At 54.4% G+C, this 16,565-nt stretch carries 13 protein-coding genes, 5 tRNA genes and 2 other RNA genes; 3 read left to right on the top strand and 17 right to left on the bottom strand.

Features of this window, described 5'->3' with window-relative positions:
* The 5 genes from B2Q93_RS08310 to B2Q93_RS08330 all read right to left on the bottom strand — a co-directional run.
* A partial coding sequence (locus tag B2Q93_RS08310) for a GTP-binding protein (protein WP_023994387.1) occupies positions 1-180 on the bottom strand: 180 nt, incomplete at its 3' end.
* A 118-nt stretch (positions 181-298) separates the two neighbouring features.
* Positions 299-374 (bottom strand) — tRNA-Thr (locus B2Q93_RS08315).
* A 6-nt stretch (positions 375-380) separates the two neighbouring features.
* Positions 381-455: transfer RNA gene (locus B2Q93_RS08320), tRNA-Gly, on the bottom strand.
* A 117-nt stretch (positions 456-572) separates the two neighbouring features.
* Positions 573-657 (bottom strand) — tRNA-Tyr (locus B2Q93_RS08325).
* Positions 658-665: 8 nt separating this feature from the next.
* Positions 666-741: transfer RNA gene (locus B2Q93_RS08330), tRNA-Thr, on the bottom strand.
* Positions 742-1,047: 306 nt separating this feature from the next.
* Here B2Q93_RS08330 and coaA point away from each other — a divergent pair.
* Positions 1,048-1,998, top strand: a complete 951-nt coding sequence (gene coaA, locus B2Q93_RS08335) for a type I pantothenate kinase (protein ID WP_040077924.1) — start codon at positions 1,048-1,050, stop codon at positions 1,996-1,998.
* Between the two features lie 54 nt (positions 1,999-2,052).
* Here the strand turns inward: coaA and dppF are convergent, their stop codons facing one another.
* From dppF to B2Q93_RS08390, 11 genes are all read right to left on the bottom strand, one after another.
* On the bottom strand, positions 2,053-3,066 hold the full coding sequence (dppF, locus tag B2Q93_RS08340) for a dipeptide ABC transporter ATP-binding subunit DppF (RefSeq protein ID WP_046886255.1): 1,014 nt from the start codon (positions 3,064-3,066) through the stop codon (positions 2,053-2,055).
* A complete protein-coding gene (dppD, locus tag B2Q93_RS08345; protein ID WP_040077920.1) occupies positions 3,063-4,046 on the bottom strand; it encodes a dipeptide ABC transporter ATP-binding protein in 984 nt (327 codons plus the stop codon). Before dppD ends, dppF begins: the two co-directional genes overlap by 4 nt.
* A 10-nt stretch (positions 4,047-4,056) precedes the next feature.
* Positions 4,057-4,959 carry a dipeptide ABC transporter permease DppC gene (gene dppC / locus B2Q93_RS08350; RefSeq protein ID WP_046886256.1) on the bottom strand — a complete coding sequence of 301 codons (903 nt, stop codon included), beginning with the start codon at positions 4,957-4,959 and terminating at the stop codon, positions 4,057-4,059.
* A 9-nt stretch (positions 4,960-4,968) separates the two neighbouring features.
* Positions 4,969-5,988 carry a dipeptide ABC transporter permease DppB gene (gene dppB, locus B2Q93_RS08355; RefSeq protein WP_040077917.1) on the bottom strand — a complete coding sequence of 340 codons (1,020 nt, stop codon included), beginning with the start codon at positions 5,986-5,988 and terminating at the stop codon, positions 4,969-4,971.
* A gap of 159 nt (positions 5,989-6,147) precedes the next feature.
* Positions 6,148-7,755: a dipeptide ABC transporter periplasmic-binding protein DppA gene (gene dppA / locus B2Q93_RS08360; RefSeq protein WP_207292773.1), complete on the bottom strand. Its 1,608-nt coding sequence runs from the start codon at positions 7,753-7,755 to the stop codon at positions 6,148-6,150.
* Between the two features lie 624 nt (positions 7,756-8,379).
* Positions 8,380-8,513, bottom strand: a non-coding RNA gene (locus tag B2Q93_RS08365) — RtT sRNA.
* Positions 8,514-8,544: 31 nt separating this feature from the next.
* Positions 8,545-8,679: non-coding RNA, RtT sRNA (locus B2Q93_RS08370), on the bottom strand.
* A 31-nt stretch (positions 8,680-8,710) separates the two neighbouring features.
* Positions 8,711-8,787, bottom strand: a tRNA-Pro gene (locus tag B2Q93_RS08375).
* A gap of 90 nt (positions 8,788-8,877) precedes the next feature.
* Positions 8,878-10,569 carry a kdo(2)-lipid A phosphoethanolamine 7''-transferase gene (eptB, locus tag B2Q93_RS08380; RefSeq protein ID WP_040077915.1) on the bottom strand — a complete coding sequence of 564 codons (1,692 nt, stop codon included), beginning with the start codon at positions 10,567-10,569 and terminating at the stop codon, positions 8,878-8,880.
* Between the two features lie 263 nt (positions 10,570-10,832).
* Positions 10,833-12,035 (bottom strand): L-lactate MFS transporter, encoded by a 1,203-nt coding sequence (locus tag B2Q93_RS08385; protein ID WP_040077914.1) that lies wholly within the window; start codon positions 12,033-12,035, stop codon positions 10,833-10,835.
* Between the two features lie 235 nt (positions 12,036-12,270).
* Positions 12,271-12,975: an autotransporter domain-containing protein gene (locus B2Q93_RS08390; protein ID WP_046886260.1), complete on the bottom strand. Its 705-nt coding sequence runs from the start codon at positions 12,973-12,975 to the stop codon at positions 12,271-12,273.
* Between the two features lie 185 nt (positions 12,976-13,160).
* On the opposite strand from B2Q93_RS08390, the gene tag reads away from it, so the two are divergent.
* Entirely contained in the window at positions 13,161-13,742 is a 582-nt protein-coding gene (tag, locus tag B2Q93_RS08395) for a DNA-3-methyladenine glycosylase I (RefSeq protein ID WP_286932506.1), read from the top strand.
* On the top strand, positions 13,720-14,160 hold the full coding sequence (locus tag B2Q93_RS08400) for an N-acetyltransferase (protein WP_286932507.1): 441 nt from the start codon (positions 13,720-13,722) through the stop codon (positions 14,158-14,160). The genes tag and B2Q93_RS08400 overlap by 23 nt, the downstream gene beginning before the upstream one ends.
* Here the strand turns inward: B2Q93_RS08400 and B2Q93_RS08405 are convergent.
* Entirely contained in the window at positions 14,129-16,456 is a 2,328-nt protein-coding gene (locus B2Q93_RS08405) for a molybdopterin guanine dinucleotide-containing S/N-oxide reductase (RefSeq protein WP_286932509.1), read from the bottom strand. The two genes, B2Q93_RS08400 and B2Q93_RS08405, sit on opposite strands and share 32 nt — an antisense overlap.
* Positions 16,457-16,565 lie beyond the last annotated feature (109 nt).

The raw sequence follows: 16,565 nt of genomic DNA on the forward strand, positions 1-16,565 counted from the left end.
ACCACGCGCTTTTTCTTCTGGCGCGTTATCGATCTGATCGAATGCGCGAGCAGCACCGCCGTAGGTTTTAGCCAGTACGGTAGTGATTGCAGCGGTCAGCGTTGTTTTACCATGGTCAACGTGGCCGATAGTACCGACGTTAACGTGCGGTTTTGTACGTTCAAACTTTTCTTTAGACATCGATTGTCCCTCTAAGACACGGATAAATCGGTGATATCACCACATCAACCAGGCGAAATGCCTGAACTGTTGAATACATTGATATTGAAACAGAGAGAAACGGGAGGGAGAAGTGAAGTGGTGCTGATACCCAGAGTCGAACTGGGGACCTCACCCTTACCAAGGGTGCGCTCTACCAACTGAGCCATATCAGCACGTATTGGAGCGGGCAGCGGGAATCGAACCCGCATCATCAGCTTGGAAGGCTGAGGTAATAGCCATTATACGATGCCCGCATCCTGAAACTCGGCTACCCAGTTCTTTCTGTAACAAAAAAAGAGATTTCTCTCTTTTTCTATTCGAGCTGATTTATTTTTTAAACCAGCTCCGGCGGCGTTAACGCTGCCAGAAAGTGGTGGTGGGGGAAGGATTCGAACCTTCGAAGTCTGTGACGGCAGATTTACAGTCTGCTCCCTTTGGCCGCTCGGGAACCCCACCGGACTTGATGGTGCCGACTACCGGAATCGAACTGGTGACCTACTGATTACAAGTCAGTTGCTCTACCTACTGAGCTAAGTCGGCATCAAGTAGCGCGCATTTTAGGGAGACCTGCGCAGTCATGCAACTAAAAAATCACTTAAAACATTCTTTCGCTCACATTTTGCGCGAAGAATGCGGTGAACGCTGCAATTTCATCCATATCGGGTCAATTATTCAGCAGAAATATCCGCTCCATAGCGTTTTTTTCTTACCGTGATGCTCCCCGCGTAACGCATGTCTCGCCTATATTTTTTCTTATTATTCCTCCCATCTGGTGTTAACCTCCTGCCCATTGTCCAAAATTAACTACTACGTGAAGCGCTATCACAGGCTCACAGAAGCATGCTTATGAGCAAAAAAGAGCAAACGCTAATGACGCCCTATCTCCAGTTTAATCGCAGCCAGTGGGCTGCTTTGCGCGACTCCGTCCCTATGACCTTAACCGAGGGGGAGATAGCGCGGTTAAAGGGGATAAACGAAGATCTCTCTCTGGAAGAAGTGGCCGAGATTTACTTACCTCTGTCGCGCTTGCTTAACTTCTATATCAGCTCCAATTTGCGCCGACAGGCCGTACTGGAGCAGTTCCTTGGCACCAACGGTCAACGTATTCCTTATATCATCAGCATCGCCGGCAGCGTGGCGGTGGGCAAAAGTACCACGGCTCGCGTGTTACAAGCCCTGCTGAGCCGCTGGCCAGAACACCGCAGCGTAGAATTGATCACCACCGACGGTTTTCTCCACCCGAACGAGGTATTAAAAGAGCGCGGTCTGATGAAGAAAAAAGGCTTCCCGCTCTCCTATGATATGCACCGTCTGGTGAAATTTGTCTCGGATCTCAAGTCCGGCGTGCCAAACGTCACCGCCCCGGTCTATTCGCATCTCATTTATGATCGCATCCCGGATGGTGACAAAACGGTCGTTCAGCCGGACATTCTGATTCTGGAAGGGCTAAACGTCTTGCAGAGCGGTATGGATTATCCGCACGATCCGCATCACGTCTTCGTGTCTGATTTCGTTGATTTCTCGATTTATGTCGATGCCCCGGAAGATTTACTGCAAAGCTGGTATATCAATCGCTTCCTGAAGTTCCGTGAAGGGGCGTTCACCGATCCGGACTCTTACTTCCACAACTATGCCCAGCTTTCTGAAGAAGAAGCGGTGAACGTGGCGACCGCCCTGTGGAACGAGATTAACTACGTTAACCTGAAAGAGAACATCCTCCCTACCCGCGAACGCGCCAGCCTGATCCTCACCAAAAGTGAAAATCATGCGGTGGACCAGGTTCGCCTGCGCAAATAGCAGCCTGACAGGCACAAAAAAACCGGCGATGATCGCCGGTTTTTTGTTTTTCGCTTATGGCTGCGGTTTCTCGCCGTTTTCATCCTGATCGACTGCGAAGCAGGCTACCAGCTGTCCATCATAGTCCTTCAACTGCGGCTGCAACTGCGTGCAGGGTCCGAAGCGACGACGACAGCGGGCGTTGAACGCACAGCCCGGCGGTGGATTCAGCGGGCTCGGCAGCTCGCCGGTCAGCTTGATACGCTCGCGACGATCGTCCGGATTAAGGCGAGGTGTTGCTGACAGCAGCGCCTGAGTATAAGGGTGACGCGGATTGTTAAAGATCTGGTCTTTGCTCCCCTTCTCTACGCAGCGCCCCAGATACATCACCATCACTTCGTCAGCAATATGCTCCACCACGGAGAGGTCGTGCGAAATGAACACATAAGAGAGCCCCAGTTCCTGCTGCAGATCCATCATCAGGTTTAACACCTGAGCGCGCACAGAAACGTCGAGCGCGGAAACCGGTTCATCGGCAATCACCACGTCCGGGTCAAGCATCAGACCGCGGGCAATGGCGATACGCTGACGCTGGCCGCCAGAGAACATATGCGGGTAGCGATCATAATGCTCGGTTTTCAGGCCCACTTTCGCCATCATCGCCAGCGCTTTTTCCCGGCGCTGCTCTTTACTCAGTGAAGCGTTAATCAGCAGCGGCTCTTCCAGAATCTGTCCCACTTTTTTACGCGGGTTCAGGGAACCGTAGGGGTTCTGGAACACAATCTGGATTTTCTGGCGACGCAGCTTCTGCGCCTGCGGATCGTGCTTAAGCAGATCCTGGCCCTGATAGTACAGTTCGCCGCCGGTTGGTGTTTCGATCATTGTCAGCAGACGACCCAGTGTAGATTTTCCACAACCAGATTCACCCACTACCGCCAGCGTTTTGCCGCGCTCGAGGTTGAACGACACGCCGTCCAGGGCTTTCACCAGGCGCTCGGGAGCAAACAGTCCCTTCTTCACCGGGTAATGTTTTTTTAGATCGATGGCCTGCAACAGCGGTTGTTGCGTGGCGGCCTGTTGCGTACTCATAGTGTTGGCCTCCCGGCATCATCGAGTGGGTAGTGGCATTTGGACTGACGACCGTCAGCCAGCAGGTTCAGCGCGGGTTCATCGACGCGACACTTATCCGTTGCATACGGACAGCGCGGGTTGAGCAGACAGCCCTGCGGACGGTCATATTTACCCGGTACCACGCCCGGCAGCGAGGCCAGGCGCGCTTTATCCTGCGCAAATTCCGGCAGAGCACGCAGCAGAGCCTGAGTGTACGGGTGACGCGGCGCGCGGAAGATGTCATGCGAACTTCCGGTCTCTACCACCTGGCCTGCATACATTACGATGATTTTGTGCGCCGCTTCGGCCACCAGCGCCAGGTCGTGCGTAATCAGCACCAGCGCCATGTTCTCTTTCTGCTGTAAATCCAGCAGCAGCTCGATGATTTGCGCCTGAATGGTGACATCCAGCGCGGTCGTCGGCTCATCCGCAATTAATAGCTTAGGCCGACAGGCGATCGCCATGGCAATCATCACACGCTGGCTCATCCCGCCGGACAGCTGATGCGGGTAAACATCCAGTCGCGATGCCGGATCCGGTATACCTACCTGGTTAAGCAGGTCGATCGCGCGCTGGCGACGGGTTTTCTTATTCCCGCCCTGGTGCACCTTGATGGCTTCCATAATCTGGAAACCAACGGTGTAACACGGGTTCAGGCTGGTCATCGGATCCTGGAAGATCATCGCCACTTCAGCGCCCACCAGCTGGCGGCGCTGTTTTTCGGAGATACGCTTCAGATCCTGACCGTTAAACTCCAGGTTTTCAGCCATGACGCGGCCGGGATAGTCAATCAGCCCCATAATCGCCAGTGAACTTACTGACTTACCGGAGCCCGATTCCCCTACGATACCGACCACTTCGCCCTGATTTACGCTATAGCTGATGCGGTCCACGGCGCGAAACGGTGTGCCTTCGTCGCCGAAGTGCACCGATAATTCATTTACATTTAATAACGCCATCTCGTGCCTCTTACTGCTTCAGTTTGGGATCAAGTGCATCACGCAGACCATCACCCATCAGGTTAAATGCCAGCACCGTGAGCAGAATCGCCAGACCCGGGAAGGTGACGACCCACCAGGCGCTTTGCGCGAACTGCAACACATCGGAGAGCATGGTGCCCCACTCCGGTGTTGGCGGTTGCGCACCCATGCCAAGGAAGCCAAGAGCGGCCATATCGAGAATGGCGTTAGAGAAACCAAGCGACGCCTGAACAATCAACGGCGCAAGGCAGTTCGGGAAGATATTAACGAACATCTGACGCATCGCACCGGCACCCGCTACGCGGGAAGCGGTGACGTAATCGCGGTTCACTTCTACCAGCACAGCCGCACGCGTGAGACGTACATAGTGAGGCAGTGCCACAAAGGTTAGCGCCAGCGCGGCGTTGCCGATCGACGGGCCGAAGATGGCCACCAATACCAGCGCCAGCAGCAGACTTGGCAGCGCCAGCATAATATCGACGATACGCATAATGATGTTATCAACGATACCGCCGAAGTATCCAGCCACCAGGCCGAGTACCACGCCCATAACCAGCGACAGCACCACCACCAGACAGCCCACCAGCAGCGACAGACGTGCGCCGTACATCAGGCGCGACAGGACATCACGGCCCACATCATCGGTACCTAACAGATGGGCAAAGGTTCCCCCCTCCTGCCATACCGGTGGTGCCAGTAGCGAATCACGGAACTGATCCGCCGGGTTATAAGGCGCGAGTACGTTCGCAAAGACCGCAATCAGGATCATAACGGTGACATACACCAGCCCTACCACCGCCCCTTTGTTGCGTTTGAAGTAGTGCCAGAACTCCTGCAGCGGCGTCATGGGAACCGGTGCTGCGACCACTTTATTTTCAGTAACTTGTGACATGATGGCCCCTTACTTCTTATGCCGAATACGCGGGTTCACCACGCCGTAAAGCAGATCGACCAGCAGGTTGACGAGGATAATCATCGTCGCCACCAGTAGTACGCCGCCCTGCACCACTGGATAATCGCGGCGTTGCAGCGCGTCGATCAGCCAGCGTCCCAGGCCCGGCCAGGAGAAGATGGTTTCGGTCAAAATCGCCCCCGCCAGCAGCGTTCCCACCTGCAGACCGATAACGGTTACCACCGGCAGCATGGCGTTACGCAGTGCGTGCACGATGATAACGCGCATGCGGGTCAGACCTTTGGCGCGCGCGGTACGGATGTAATCCTCACCCAGCACCTCTAGCATTGAAGAACGGGTCATACGCACGATAACGGCCAGGGGAATGGTGCCCAGCACCATCGCAGGCAGAATCATGTGCGCTACCGCATCAATAAAGTTGCCCTCTTCCCCCCAGATTGCCGTATCAATCAGCATGAATCCGGTGAGAGGGTTGGTGTCATCAAGGAACACCATATCGCTAACTCGCCCGGATACCGGCGTCAGGTTCCATTGCACCGATACCAGCATAATCAGCATCATGCCCCACCAGAAGATAGGCATGGAGTAGCCGGTCAGCGCCAGGCCAACCGCGGTGTGATCGAAGATTGAACCGCGCTTAACGGCAGCCAGCACGCCAACAGGGATGCCTACTGCGGTCGCGAAAATCATGGCGCAGACGCCGAGTTCCAGCGTCGCTTTAAAGCGCGGCACGAACTCGTCCCACACCGGGAGACGGCTTTTCAGCGAGATGCCTAAATCACCATGCAGCACGCCCCAGATATAGTGGAGATATTGCTGCCACAGCGGTTTATCCAGGCCCAGTTCGGCCAGCAGCTGCGCATGACGTTCAGGAGAAATGCCACGCTCGCCCGCCATAATCATTACCGGGTCACCGGGGATCATATGGACAAAGGCAAAGGTGAGAAGGGTGATACCGATAAACGTGGGGATAACTAGCCCCAGACGTCGGAGGATGAACTGCAACATAACCCGGATTCTCTATAATGACGCACAACCAGGGGATGTGGTCTGTATTGCTCACAAATGTAAATTCCCTCTCCCTTTGGAGAGGTTAAGGGTGAGGGGATGCATGCACACCCCTCACCCCTGCCCTCTCCCAAAAGGAGAGGGAGAACACCCTACTTATTATTCAACAGAGACGTTTTCGAAGTGGTGTTTGCCCAGTGGATCAACCACGTAGCCTTTCACTTCTTTACGCACTGGTTCGTACACGGTGGAGTGCGCGATGATCAGGGCAGGCGCCTGGTCGTGCATTACCACCTGAGCTTGTTTGTACAGCTCAATACGTTTGTTATGATCTTCTGCAGCACGCGCCGGCTGAATCAGGTCTTCAAACGGCTTGTAGCACCAGCGAGAGTAGTTGGAGCCATCTTTCGCCGCTGCGCAGCTGAACAGGGTCGCGAAGAAGTTGTCCGGATCCCCGTTGTCGCCCGTCCAGCCCATCATCACGGCCTGGTGTTCGCCCGCTTTAGCACGTTTCAGGTATTCGCCCCACTCATAGGTCACGATCTTGGCCTGAACGCCAATCTTCGCCCAGTCAGCCTGAATCATCTCGGCCATACGGCGAGCGTTCGGGTTGTACGGACGCTGTACCGGCATCGCCCACAGCTCAACGGTAAAGCCTTTATCCTGACCCGCTTCTTTTAGCAGGGCTTTCGCTTTCTCAGGATCGTAGTTGTAGTCTTTAACGTCGTCGTTATAGCCCCACATGGTCGGCGGGATCAGGTTTTTGGCAGCAACGCCAGCGCCCTGGTAAACCGCTTTGATGATCGCTTCTTTGTTCACCGCGTAAGTCAGCGCCTGACGCACTTTCACGTCATCAAACGGTTTCTTCTCGGTGTTGAAGGAGAGGTAACCCACGTTCAGGCCCGCCTGCTCCAGCAGGTTGATGTTTTTGTCCTGCTTCATACGTGCGATATCAGCCGGGTTTGGATACGGCATGACCTGGCACTCGTTTTTCTGCAGTTTCGCATAACGTACGGAGGCGTCAGGCGTGATGGAGAAGACCAGACGGTCGATCTGCGGCTTGGTGCCCCAGTAGCCTTCAAAGGCTTTGTACAGAATGCGGGAGTCTTTCTGGTATTGCAGGAGCTGGAACGGACCGGTACCGACCGGGTTCAGGTCGACTTTCTCCGGCGTGCCGGCTTTCAGCATGTTGTCGGCATACTCTTTAGACAGGATAGAGGCGAAGTCCATGGCCAGGTCAGCCAGGAATGGCGCTTCTGGACGCGTCAGGACGAACTGAACGGTTTTATCGTCCACTTTCTTCACTTCGCTAATCAGGTCTGGCAGGCCCATCCCTTCGAAGTATTCATAGCTGCCGCCAGAAACTTTATGGTACGGATTCTGGGCATTTTTTTGACGATCAAAGGAGAACACAACGTCGTCGGCATTAAAGTCGCGCGTTGGTTTGAATTCTTTGCTGTCCTGCCACTTCACACCCTGACGCAGGTGGAAGGTATAGGTTTTGCCGTCTTCGCTGACTTCCCACTTCTCTGCCAGACCCGGAATCACTTCCGTGGTACCGGTTTTGAATTCAACCAGACGGTTATAGATAGGTACGGAGCTAGCGTCGTACGTGGTACCAGAGGTAAACAGCTGTGGGTTAAAGCCTTCCGGCGAGCCTTCAGAACAGTAGACCAGGGTTTTTGCCTGCACGCTAGCCGCGACGGTCATTGCCACCAGGCTCAGACCAAGCTTCAGCATCCCTGACTTCTTCAAGGAAATACTCATTATTATTCTGCTCCAATGTGATGTTTTTTGTTGTGTTACGCCGCCTGACCTTTAATTTATTTTTTACCCGGTCCGGTCGGTGATGCCCGAAGGCGTTATAAGGGATGGAGATTCCTTTCAGAAGAGCAACTGAGTTGCAGCGCAGATTCTCCCTGAAATGCCCCTCGTGCCCTACAATCTGTCAACAGAATGTGAAAACGTCAATACAGGTGACGGGGATTTACGCTAAGTGTGAGAATCAGCAAACAAAGATTAAAAAAACCCAGAGGCACTATTTTCAGCAGGGAAATTTATGCTACCCGCCATGATGCAGCACAACTCACTTCTTATTCTGCTGTGACCAGTGATTAACATTTATTCAGACGGGTTAAATTTTCTTACAGTATGGTGAATATCTGAGCACTAAATTCCGCGAACGTTAAAACGCACAGCGGAAAATGCTGAGGTTATCCATAAGCAACGCGAAAAAAGATCTATCTATGTATAAAAAAATACAATGGAATATGTCACAAAAACGTTAACAGGCAGGGTTAATGGAAGGTAACAAGCATTTTAGTTTGTTGTCGTAACTAACTGTAGGCGCCAGAAGCAAAAAAGCCTGCTCAGTGAGCAGGCTTTTGAATTTGGTCGGTGCCAGAGGATGACTCGCCACTCCGTGGCTCGCCCTTCGGGCCGTTGCTGACGCAACGTTCTCTCGCTTCGCTCGAGTCGAACCTCTGCCCCCGGAGGTTCTCATCCTCGCAAGCCTCAGGTGCAAAAAAGCCTGCTCAGTGAGCAGGCTTTTGAATTTGGTCGGTGATAGAGGATGACTCGCCACTCCGTGGCTCGCCCTTCGGGCCGTTGCTGACGCAACGTTCTCTCGCTTCGCTCGAGTCGAACCTCTGCCCCCCGGAGGTTCTCATCCTCGCAAGCCTCAGGTGCAAAAAAGCCTGCTCAGTGAGCAGGCTTTTGAATTTGGTCGGTGATAGAGGATTCGAACCTCCGACCCCTTCGTCCCGAACGAAGTGCGCTACCAGGCTGCGCCAATCACCGAATGCGGGCCGCATCTTACTGCTGAGGTACGGCTCCGTCAATCCCTTACAATAAAAAAGCCTTTAAGGTGGCGAGTCGCTCGCCAACCCTTTACTGAACCGCTTTTACGCCGGTATCCGGGACATGACACCAGTTGTTATTTTCGTTGATACCACCGTCTTTCGAGGTATAGCCCAGGCAGCCAAGGATCGTGTCGTACAGCTCAACATGGCGGTGCGGCACTTTCATATCCGCCTGCTGTTTCAGATGGGCAAACATCTTCGCTTTATCCGGGTTTTCCAGATATTTATCAGACATCCATACCATCATCGGCACGCGGAACTGCTCCGGCGGAGCCATCTTACGTGGCGTACCGTGCAGATGTTCCTTCTCGTTGATCGACTCCCCGTGGTCGGCGGCGTAGAAGACAATCGCTTTCTTATCACGCAGCTGATCGATCACGCTATCGATAAAGTGATCCACATAGGTGACCGAGTTATCGTAAGAGTTAATCATCTCTTCTTTAGTACACCCTTTATCAACCCCAATACACTCCGGCGTCCATTTGGCAAAACTGCGCGGATAACGCTGGGTATAGTTAAAGTGCGATCCTTTGGTGTGCAGGATAATAAGATGTTTGCCGTCCGGGTTGCCCTGTAAAGAGCGCTGCATCTCATCGACCAACAGCATGTCATCCACATGTTTGCCACGGTTACGTGGCTCAGCGCCAATCTGCTCGCGGTAAGCAATGTTATCGGCCATGGTGTTGCTGTAGAACCACATCTCACTCTGCATGGCGTACAGGTCGGAACTGAAGCCCAACTGACTCAGTACCGCAAAGACGTTTTGCTCTTTCAGCGTACGCTGCGGGTTATCATCCGCCCCGCCTTCACGCACAAACATGCAGCGCAAAGAGAGCTTAGTGGCCGTATCACACGAGTAACCGCGGAAGGCAACGAGGTTTTTCTCCTGGGCCAGTTTCGGCGTAGTGTCACGCTCATAGCCCAGCATTCCCATATGATCCCAGCGGGTCGTCTCACCGATGATAAACACCACGTAGGTGTCATCAATATCCGCTGGCGCCTGATAGCTAAATTTCTTCGCCGGGTTCATCAGCGATTTATTATCGGAAGACTCATCCACCTGCGCCCAGGCATATAACCCCAGCGCCGAGATCCAGTTTGATGGCAGATAGGAGTTCGCCACCACGCCGCCGTAGCTCGGCATATCGACACCGGTCGTACGCTCAACGTGTTTCTGCTGAATGTCCAGTAAGCGAATCGGGCCCCAGACCATCAAACCGGCAATCACCACCAGCGCAACACTTCTGATACGTTGACCTGGCGTACGCAGCTGACGGAGCAAGGTATAACGGCAGCGGTTACTCCAGATAAAGAGCAGCGGCAACACGCTGACGCAGACCAGCCAGAGGATAAAGTGCCAGCCAACCACCTCTTTAGAGAGGTCAATATCGGTGGTCATCACCGACGCGATAATCCCGTAGCCGATCACCACGTTCATAAACGTCATGTAGTAACTGGCACCTGCCGAGCACAACACCACCAGCGTGGCCAGTACCCGCCATACCCGTCGCCCAAACAGCGAAAGCAAGCGTAATAAGAAGAAGGTGACGAGTACCGTAGCAGCCAACTCAACAACCGCAGCAACTCCTTTCAAGGCGGTAAAGTTTTGCGCATAGCCATCAAACCGACGGAAAAATACGGCGCCATTCATAAACAGACCGATGTACAACGCCAGCAAAAAGCTCAGCTTTTGTTGCGTCATCGCTTTGATATATTTCATTAAAATGACCTGGAAAAAAGAAAAATATTGCTGCTTCACTTACAGATTAACAGTGCACAGGCGGAGTCTTCGTTGACGATGTTTTTAAGGGAAACCATCTCAAGCGCGGTAGAGTAGACCACAGGGAGACGAAAAAGTGGCAGCATAGAGTGTGATCGCTGCAGATATTTACAAAAAAACAAGTCCGATGACATTCATCTGACCCGTTTCTGTAGTAAGGCGGGGAAGCAAAGGCCGGAGGCTCCGGCCTTTAGGGGGATTATTCAGGCATGCGCTTCGGAGTAAACTTCACGCTGCGGCTGACGAATGGTGGTGGAGAGCGCCAGTGAGAGGATCAGCAGAGCGAAGATAACGCAGAAGGTGACATAGAAGCCGCCGAACAGCGATGCAATCAACGAACCGCAGATGCTACCAATCCCGAAGCCCAGGTAAATCACACCGTAGTTTTTCGCCAGGTTGTTCAGGCCGAAGAACTCACTGACCAGCGACGGGAAGACCGTGATGGTGCCACCGAAGTTAAAGGCAACACAGGCAATGGCCGCAAAGAAGGTGATTTCATTCAGCGGCGCGAAGAGCAGCGCTGCCATCCCCACCAGAGAGACGACCTGTCCGAGCGTGATAACACGGATACGGGCGATTTTGTCAGAGAGGATCCCCAGCACCAGGCGACCCGAGAGGTTGGCGATAGAGATCACCGTCACCGCATTCGCCGCAGTGGCCACATCCAGCTTCACCATTCCCTGGGCGATATCTTTCGCCACGCCGATGACATACAGGCCGCTCATGCAGGCAGTCAGGAACATCACCGCCAGCATCCAGTACTGCGGTTTACGCATGGACTGCGCCAGGGTGAAGTCGTTCTCAACCACCCCATTCACCGACTTCACCGTTTGCTGCGGTGCGTCTTTCATTAACGTCGCGCCGAAGACAATCATCACCAGCACGATGGCGCCCCAGATCATAAAGGTCTTTTCGAGGCCGACTGAAGCCAGCAGTTGGGAATCGATAAATTTAAACCCGAGGCTGCCCAAACCATACGAGCCGATCGAAAAGGCAGAGATAAGCCCTTTACGCTCGGGGAACCATTTCACACAGTTCGACAGAGTCAGCAGGTAACCCGCCCCGTCCGCTAACCCGACCAGCACCCCGGCGCTGAGCCACAACATCAGCAGGCTGTTGGAATGTGCCGTCAGGAAGAAGCCGACACCCAGCATAATCCCGGAGGCCATGGTCACGCGCTTCACGCCAAAACGCTCTTGTAATTTACCGGCCACGGAGGAGGAGAGCGCCAGGCCCAGGCTCAGTAAGCCAAACGAGAAAGCAACCTGACTGACAGGCGCATCCAGTTTCTCGGACAGCGCGCTGTTAAACAGGCTCCAGGTATAAACCGATCCCAGCGCAAACTGGGTCACGATAGTACCGAAAAGGGTAAGCCAGCGAGTGCGGTTAGAGGTTGATGTATTCATGGCAGTTGTCCTGCAGGGAAAAGGGGAAATTCACTGCTGACAACGATACGCAAAACCCTGCATCCATAGGGGGAAAACGGCATGAAATGCAGGGGAGACGGAATGAAATGCCGTAAATGGGGAATGAATGGCCTGGACGATACGACTCTGCCCAATTGCGTTAGTACCTACTATCGCTACAAGGCCTGCCATCCGTACACTTTTTACGAATTTTACGCACAAAAAAACAACAACTTTAAAACTTAGCGCTAACACCCAGCGTATAGAGGTAATCCTCGCCTAAGACCATGCTCTCAGACTGAGAGAGCGAAGCGTAGGCCGCCATATGGGGATAAAGCGGAATATCGGCCCCCACGGTGACGTCCATCCAGCTGTCTGGCTGCTGCGATGCAGCGGTTTTACTGAACCCCGCCTGGCTCTTCCACTGGTTATCGCCAAACTGCTGGTTATAACTGATTTGCGCCCATGGCCGCAGGCCGCCCAGATGGGAGTCTACACGCCAGCCCAGGGTGCTGACGCTGGCATGCCAGAGGGGATCGGTCAGGGATGACGTGCTGACGCTGTCCCCAAACTCGTTATACATGGTGGAGGGTGAGCCATCATAGCGCCAGGAGACAATCGGCCCGGTAGTGATGCGGCGTGCTACAGGAATATTGACCCCCACGCTCATCGTACTTCCCGGCATCGCTGAAGAGGCGTCGGCCAAATTGACCGACACGGCCGGGGCATTTTGCGATGAGCGGATCCGCTCCGCGAGGATATCTTCATAACGCGGTTGGTGATCGTCATCCCATGTGTAGCGCTCAGTAGTATTATTTACGTTATCTGAAACGATATATTCCTGTTGCCAGGCAAATGCTGTGTTACCTGAAAGCAGACAGACTAACAAACTCACCACGCCTGTCGCGGCATGGCGGCCACTGATTTTTTTTATCATCATCAAAGCGACTCCAGAAGAGAGCCGAATTCGGCGACATTTGTCATTGTTAATAGATGGGTAAGCGGGTTTTCAGGCATGGCGTAGAACGCATTAAACCCTGTATTAACTATTGTCTTTTTAACTACCACGTCAAGCCGGGCCGATGGAAATTTTCGTGGATTCAATCACTATGAGGGAGATGGACTATGCAACGTTGTGGCTGGGTAAGCGAAGACCCGCTCTATATCGCCTATCACGATAAAGAGTGGGGCGTACCAGAAACCGACCGCCGCTATCTTTTTGAAATGATCTGCCTTGAGGGCCAGCAGGCCGGTCTTTCCTGGATTACCGTATTGAAAAAACGCGAGAATTACCGCCAGGCCTTCCACCATTTCGATCCGGAAAAGGTGGCGGAGATGACGGAAGAAGACGTTGAGCGGCTGGTGCAGGACGCGGGGATTATTCGCCATCGCGGTAAGATTCAGGCCATTATCGGTAACGCACGCGCGCTGCTGGCAATGGAGGCAAATGGCGAAGCATTTTCAGATTTTATCTGGTCGTTTGTCGGCCATCAGCCGCAACTGACCCAGGCCATGACCCTGGCAGAGGTCCCCGCCTCGACGCCAACCTCAGACGCCTTATCGAAAGCGCTGAAAAAGCGCGGGTTTAAATTTGTCGGCACCACCATCTGTTATGCCTTTATGCAGGCCAGCGGGATGGTGAATGACCACGTGACGAGCTGTTTTTGTTATTCCGGAGGCCAGCATGATCCGCGCATGGCTGAGTGATGACACCTCTCCCTTGCTGCGCTTATGGCTGGAAAGCACGACCCTCGCCCATCCGTTTATTGAGGCCAGCTACTGGCAAGAGAGCGAAGCGATCGTCCGGGATGTTTATCTGCCATCGGCAGAGACCTGGGTCTGGGACGAGGCAGATGAGGTGTGCGGATTTATCAGCGTCCTGCATGTTCAGTATATCGGCGCGCTATTTGTCGCGCCGTCATACGCGGGTAAAGGCATCGGGAAGGCGCTGATCAACCATGTTAAACAGCGCTACCCGGCCCTGAGCCTGGAGGTGTATCAGAAAAACACCCGGGCGGTGAATTTCTACCATGCTCAGGGCTTTCGCATTATGGATAGCGCCTGGCAGGAAGACACCCAGCACCCGACGTGGATTATGAGCTGGCAGGCGGATCAAACGCCGTAAGCGGTAGCTCCGGCCCTTGATATTTCTCCAGCCAGGCCAGCGCCGTATTCCCCGCGCAACCATTCCCTAGCTTTGAGCTGGGGAGATCTTTCGTCAGAACGTTAACCGCACCGTTTTTACAGATCCCCCCTGCGCTACGTTCCAGATCAGGCCATGCCCCCTGGTGAATACAGATCACGCCGGGCTTGATACCCTCGCTCACGACCGCCCCCGCCAGTACCTGCCCACGCTGGTTCCAGACACGTACCACGTCACCATCGGCAATGCCGCGCGCGTGAGCGTCGATGGGGTGCAGCGTGACCGGCTCGCGCCCGGCAACCGCATACTGTTCGCGCAGTGAAGAGTAGTTCAGCTGGCTATGCAGGCGATGCGCTGGATGAGCAGAGAGTATCTGCAGTTGTTGCGGCTCGGCGTTGCCATGCCACTCGTCCGGCTCCAGCCACATCGGATGCGGCGGACAATCGGCGTAACCAAAACTGGCGATACGTGCTGAGTGGATCACAATCTTGCCGCTTTCGGTTTTTAACGGATGCGCCTTAGGATCGCGACGGAAGTCGGCGAAACGTACAAACTGCGCATTTTGCGCATTTTCGGGCATTTCGACGATCGCATTCGCCTCCCAGAACTCGGCAAAGGGCGGCAAGGTCACCCCCTGTGAGGCACCGCGCTGCGTGGCGATTTGATAGAAGCTCTCCAGCCACTCCAGGTCGGTTTTGTCTTCGGTAAATCGCGCACGTCCACCCGCTTCCCACCGTTCGCTCAGCTCAGCAAAGACCTCCAGATCATCACGCGCCTCATCGCGCGGCGGCACCACGCGCTTCATGGGCACCATATGTTGATTACTGTAGTCGCCGGTCATGGTCATGTCGTTGCGTTCAAACGAGGTGGTGGCCGGCAGAACGATATCTGCATGTCGGGCCGCTGCCGTCCAGAAGCACTCGGAAATGACCACCAGCTCCGGCTTCTGCCAGGCACGGATTAATCGGTTAGTGTCCTGATGGTGCGTAAAGTTGGCGCCGCCCGCCCACCAGACGAAGCGGATATCCGGGAAGTGCCGGTCCATACCGTTGTGCTGGTAGAAACCGCCCGGATTTTCCAGCGCCTCGACGATGCGCGCTACCGGGATTTTTTCTACGGCATCGGTGCCACCCTGTACGCTGCCCTGCATCGAGGCCAGTACCGCCGCACGACGCGTTGGATTACCGCCATTAGCGAAGTGATAAGAGAGACCAAAACCACCGCCCGGCGCACCAATCTGGCCGATCATGGCCGCCAGAGTGACCAGCATCCAGTGCTTCTGCTCGCCAAACTGCTGGCGCTGCATCCCCCAGCCCGCCATCAACATGGTGCGGTTGTTATGGAAGAGTTCTGCCAGTTCACGAATTTTGTCAGCATTTACGCCGCAAATCGCCGCCGCCCACTCGGCCGTTTTCGCGATGCCATCCGTTTTCCCCGTCAGGTAATCGGCGAATTGGTCATAACCGCTGGTGCAGCGGGCAAGAAACGCCGTGTCGTGCCAGTTGTTTTCAACCAGGGTATGCGCAATGCCCAGCATCATCGCCACGTCGGTGCCCATATGCGGGGCGATCCACTCTGCCGCCTCGCCGAAGAAATCGGCAGTTTCAGAGCGCATAGGATCGATACAGATGATGCGCTTACCGCTCTTACGCAGTGCATCGAAGTAAGGGATACCCTGCTCGTCGCTGGCGTTCCAGGCAATTTTCAGGGTATTGAGTGGGTTGGCGCTCCAGAGCACCACCACGTCGGTATGTTCCAGCACCAGCGGCCAGCTGGTCTGCTGCTGATAAACCTCATTTCCCCCTACGACATACGGCATGATCGCCTGCGCGGCACCGGTGGAGTAATCTCCAAGATGGCCGGTATAGCCGCCAGCGAGGCTCATATAGCGCTGCAGTAGCGTCGCCGCCTTGTGTAACACGCCGTTAGATCGCCAGCCGTACGATCCGGCAAAGATAGAGGACGGGCCATAGCTGTTGCGGATACGTTTATGCTGCGAATCAATCAATGCAAGGGCATCGTCCCAGCTGACACGGACAAATTCATCTTCCCCGCGTACCCCCTGCGGATTATCCGGCGAAGCGAGAAAACCTTTTCGCACCATCGGCCAGCGCACGCGGGTCTTACTGTGCACCTGATCGCGCACCACCGTCTGCAACGAGTTCGGGTAAGGGGTGGGCAGTGCCCCGCGGGATGACAACACTGTGTCGCCATCGGTCTCTACCAGCATCGGCCCCCAGTGGGCCGCGGTCAGAATGGTTTTAATTGAAGTGGTCAAAGCGTGCGCTCCCGGGTTGCCTGTTGCAGGTTTTCATCGCCTTCTTCGAGGCTGTTTATGATTAGAAACATAATTCAGAGTTATCCCTGGAATTTTCTACATATCTGCG

It is taken from the genome of Leclercia sp. UBA5958, assembly GCF_002430365.1.
Lineage (GTDB): Bacteria > Pseudomonadota > Gammaproteobacteria > Enterobacterales > Enterobacteriaceae > Enterobacter > Enterobacter pneumoniae.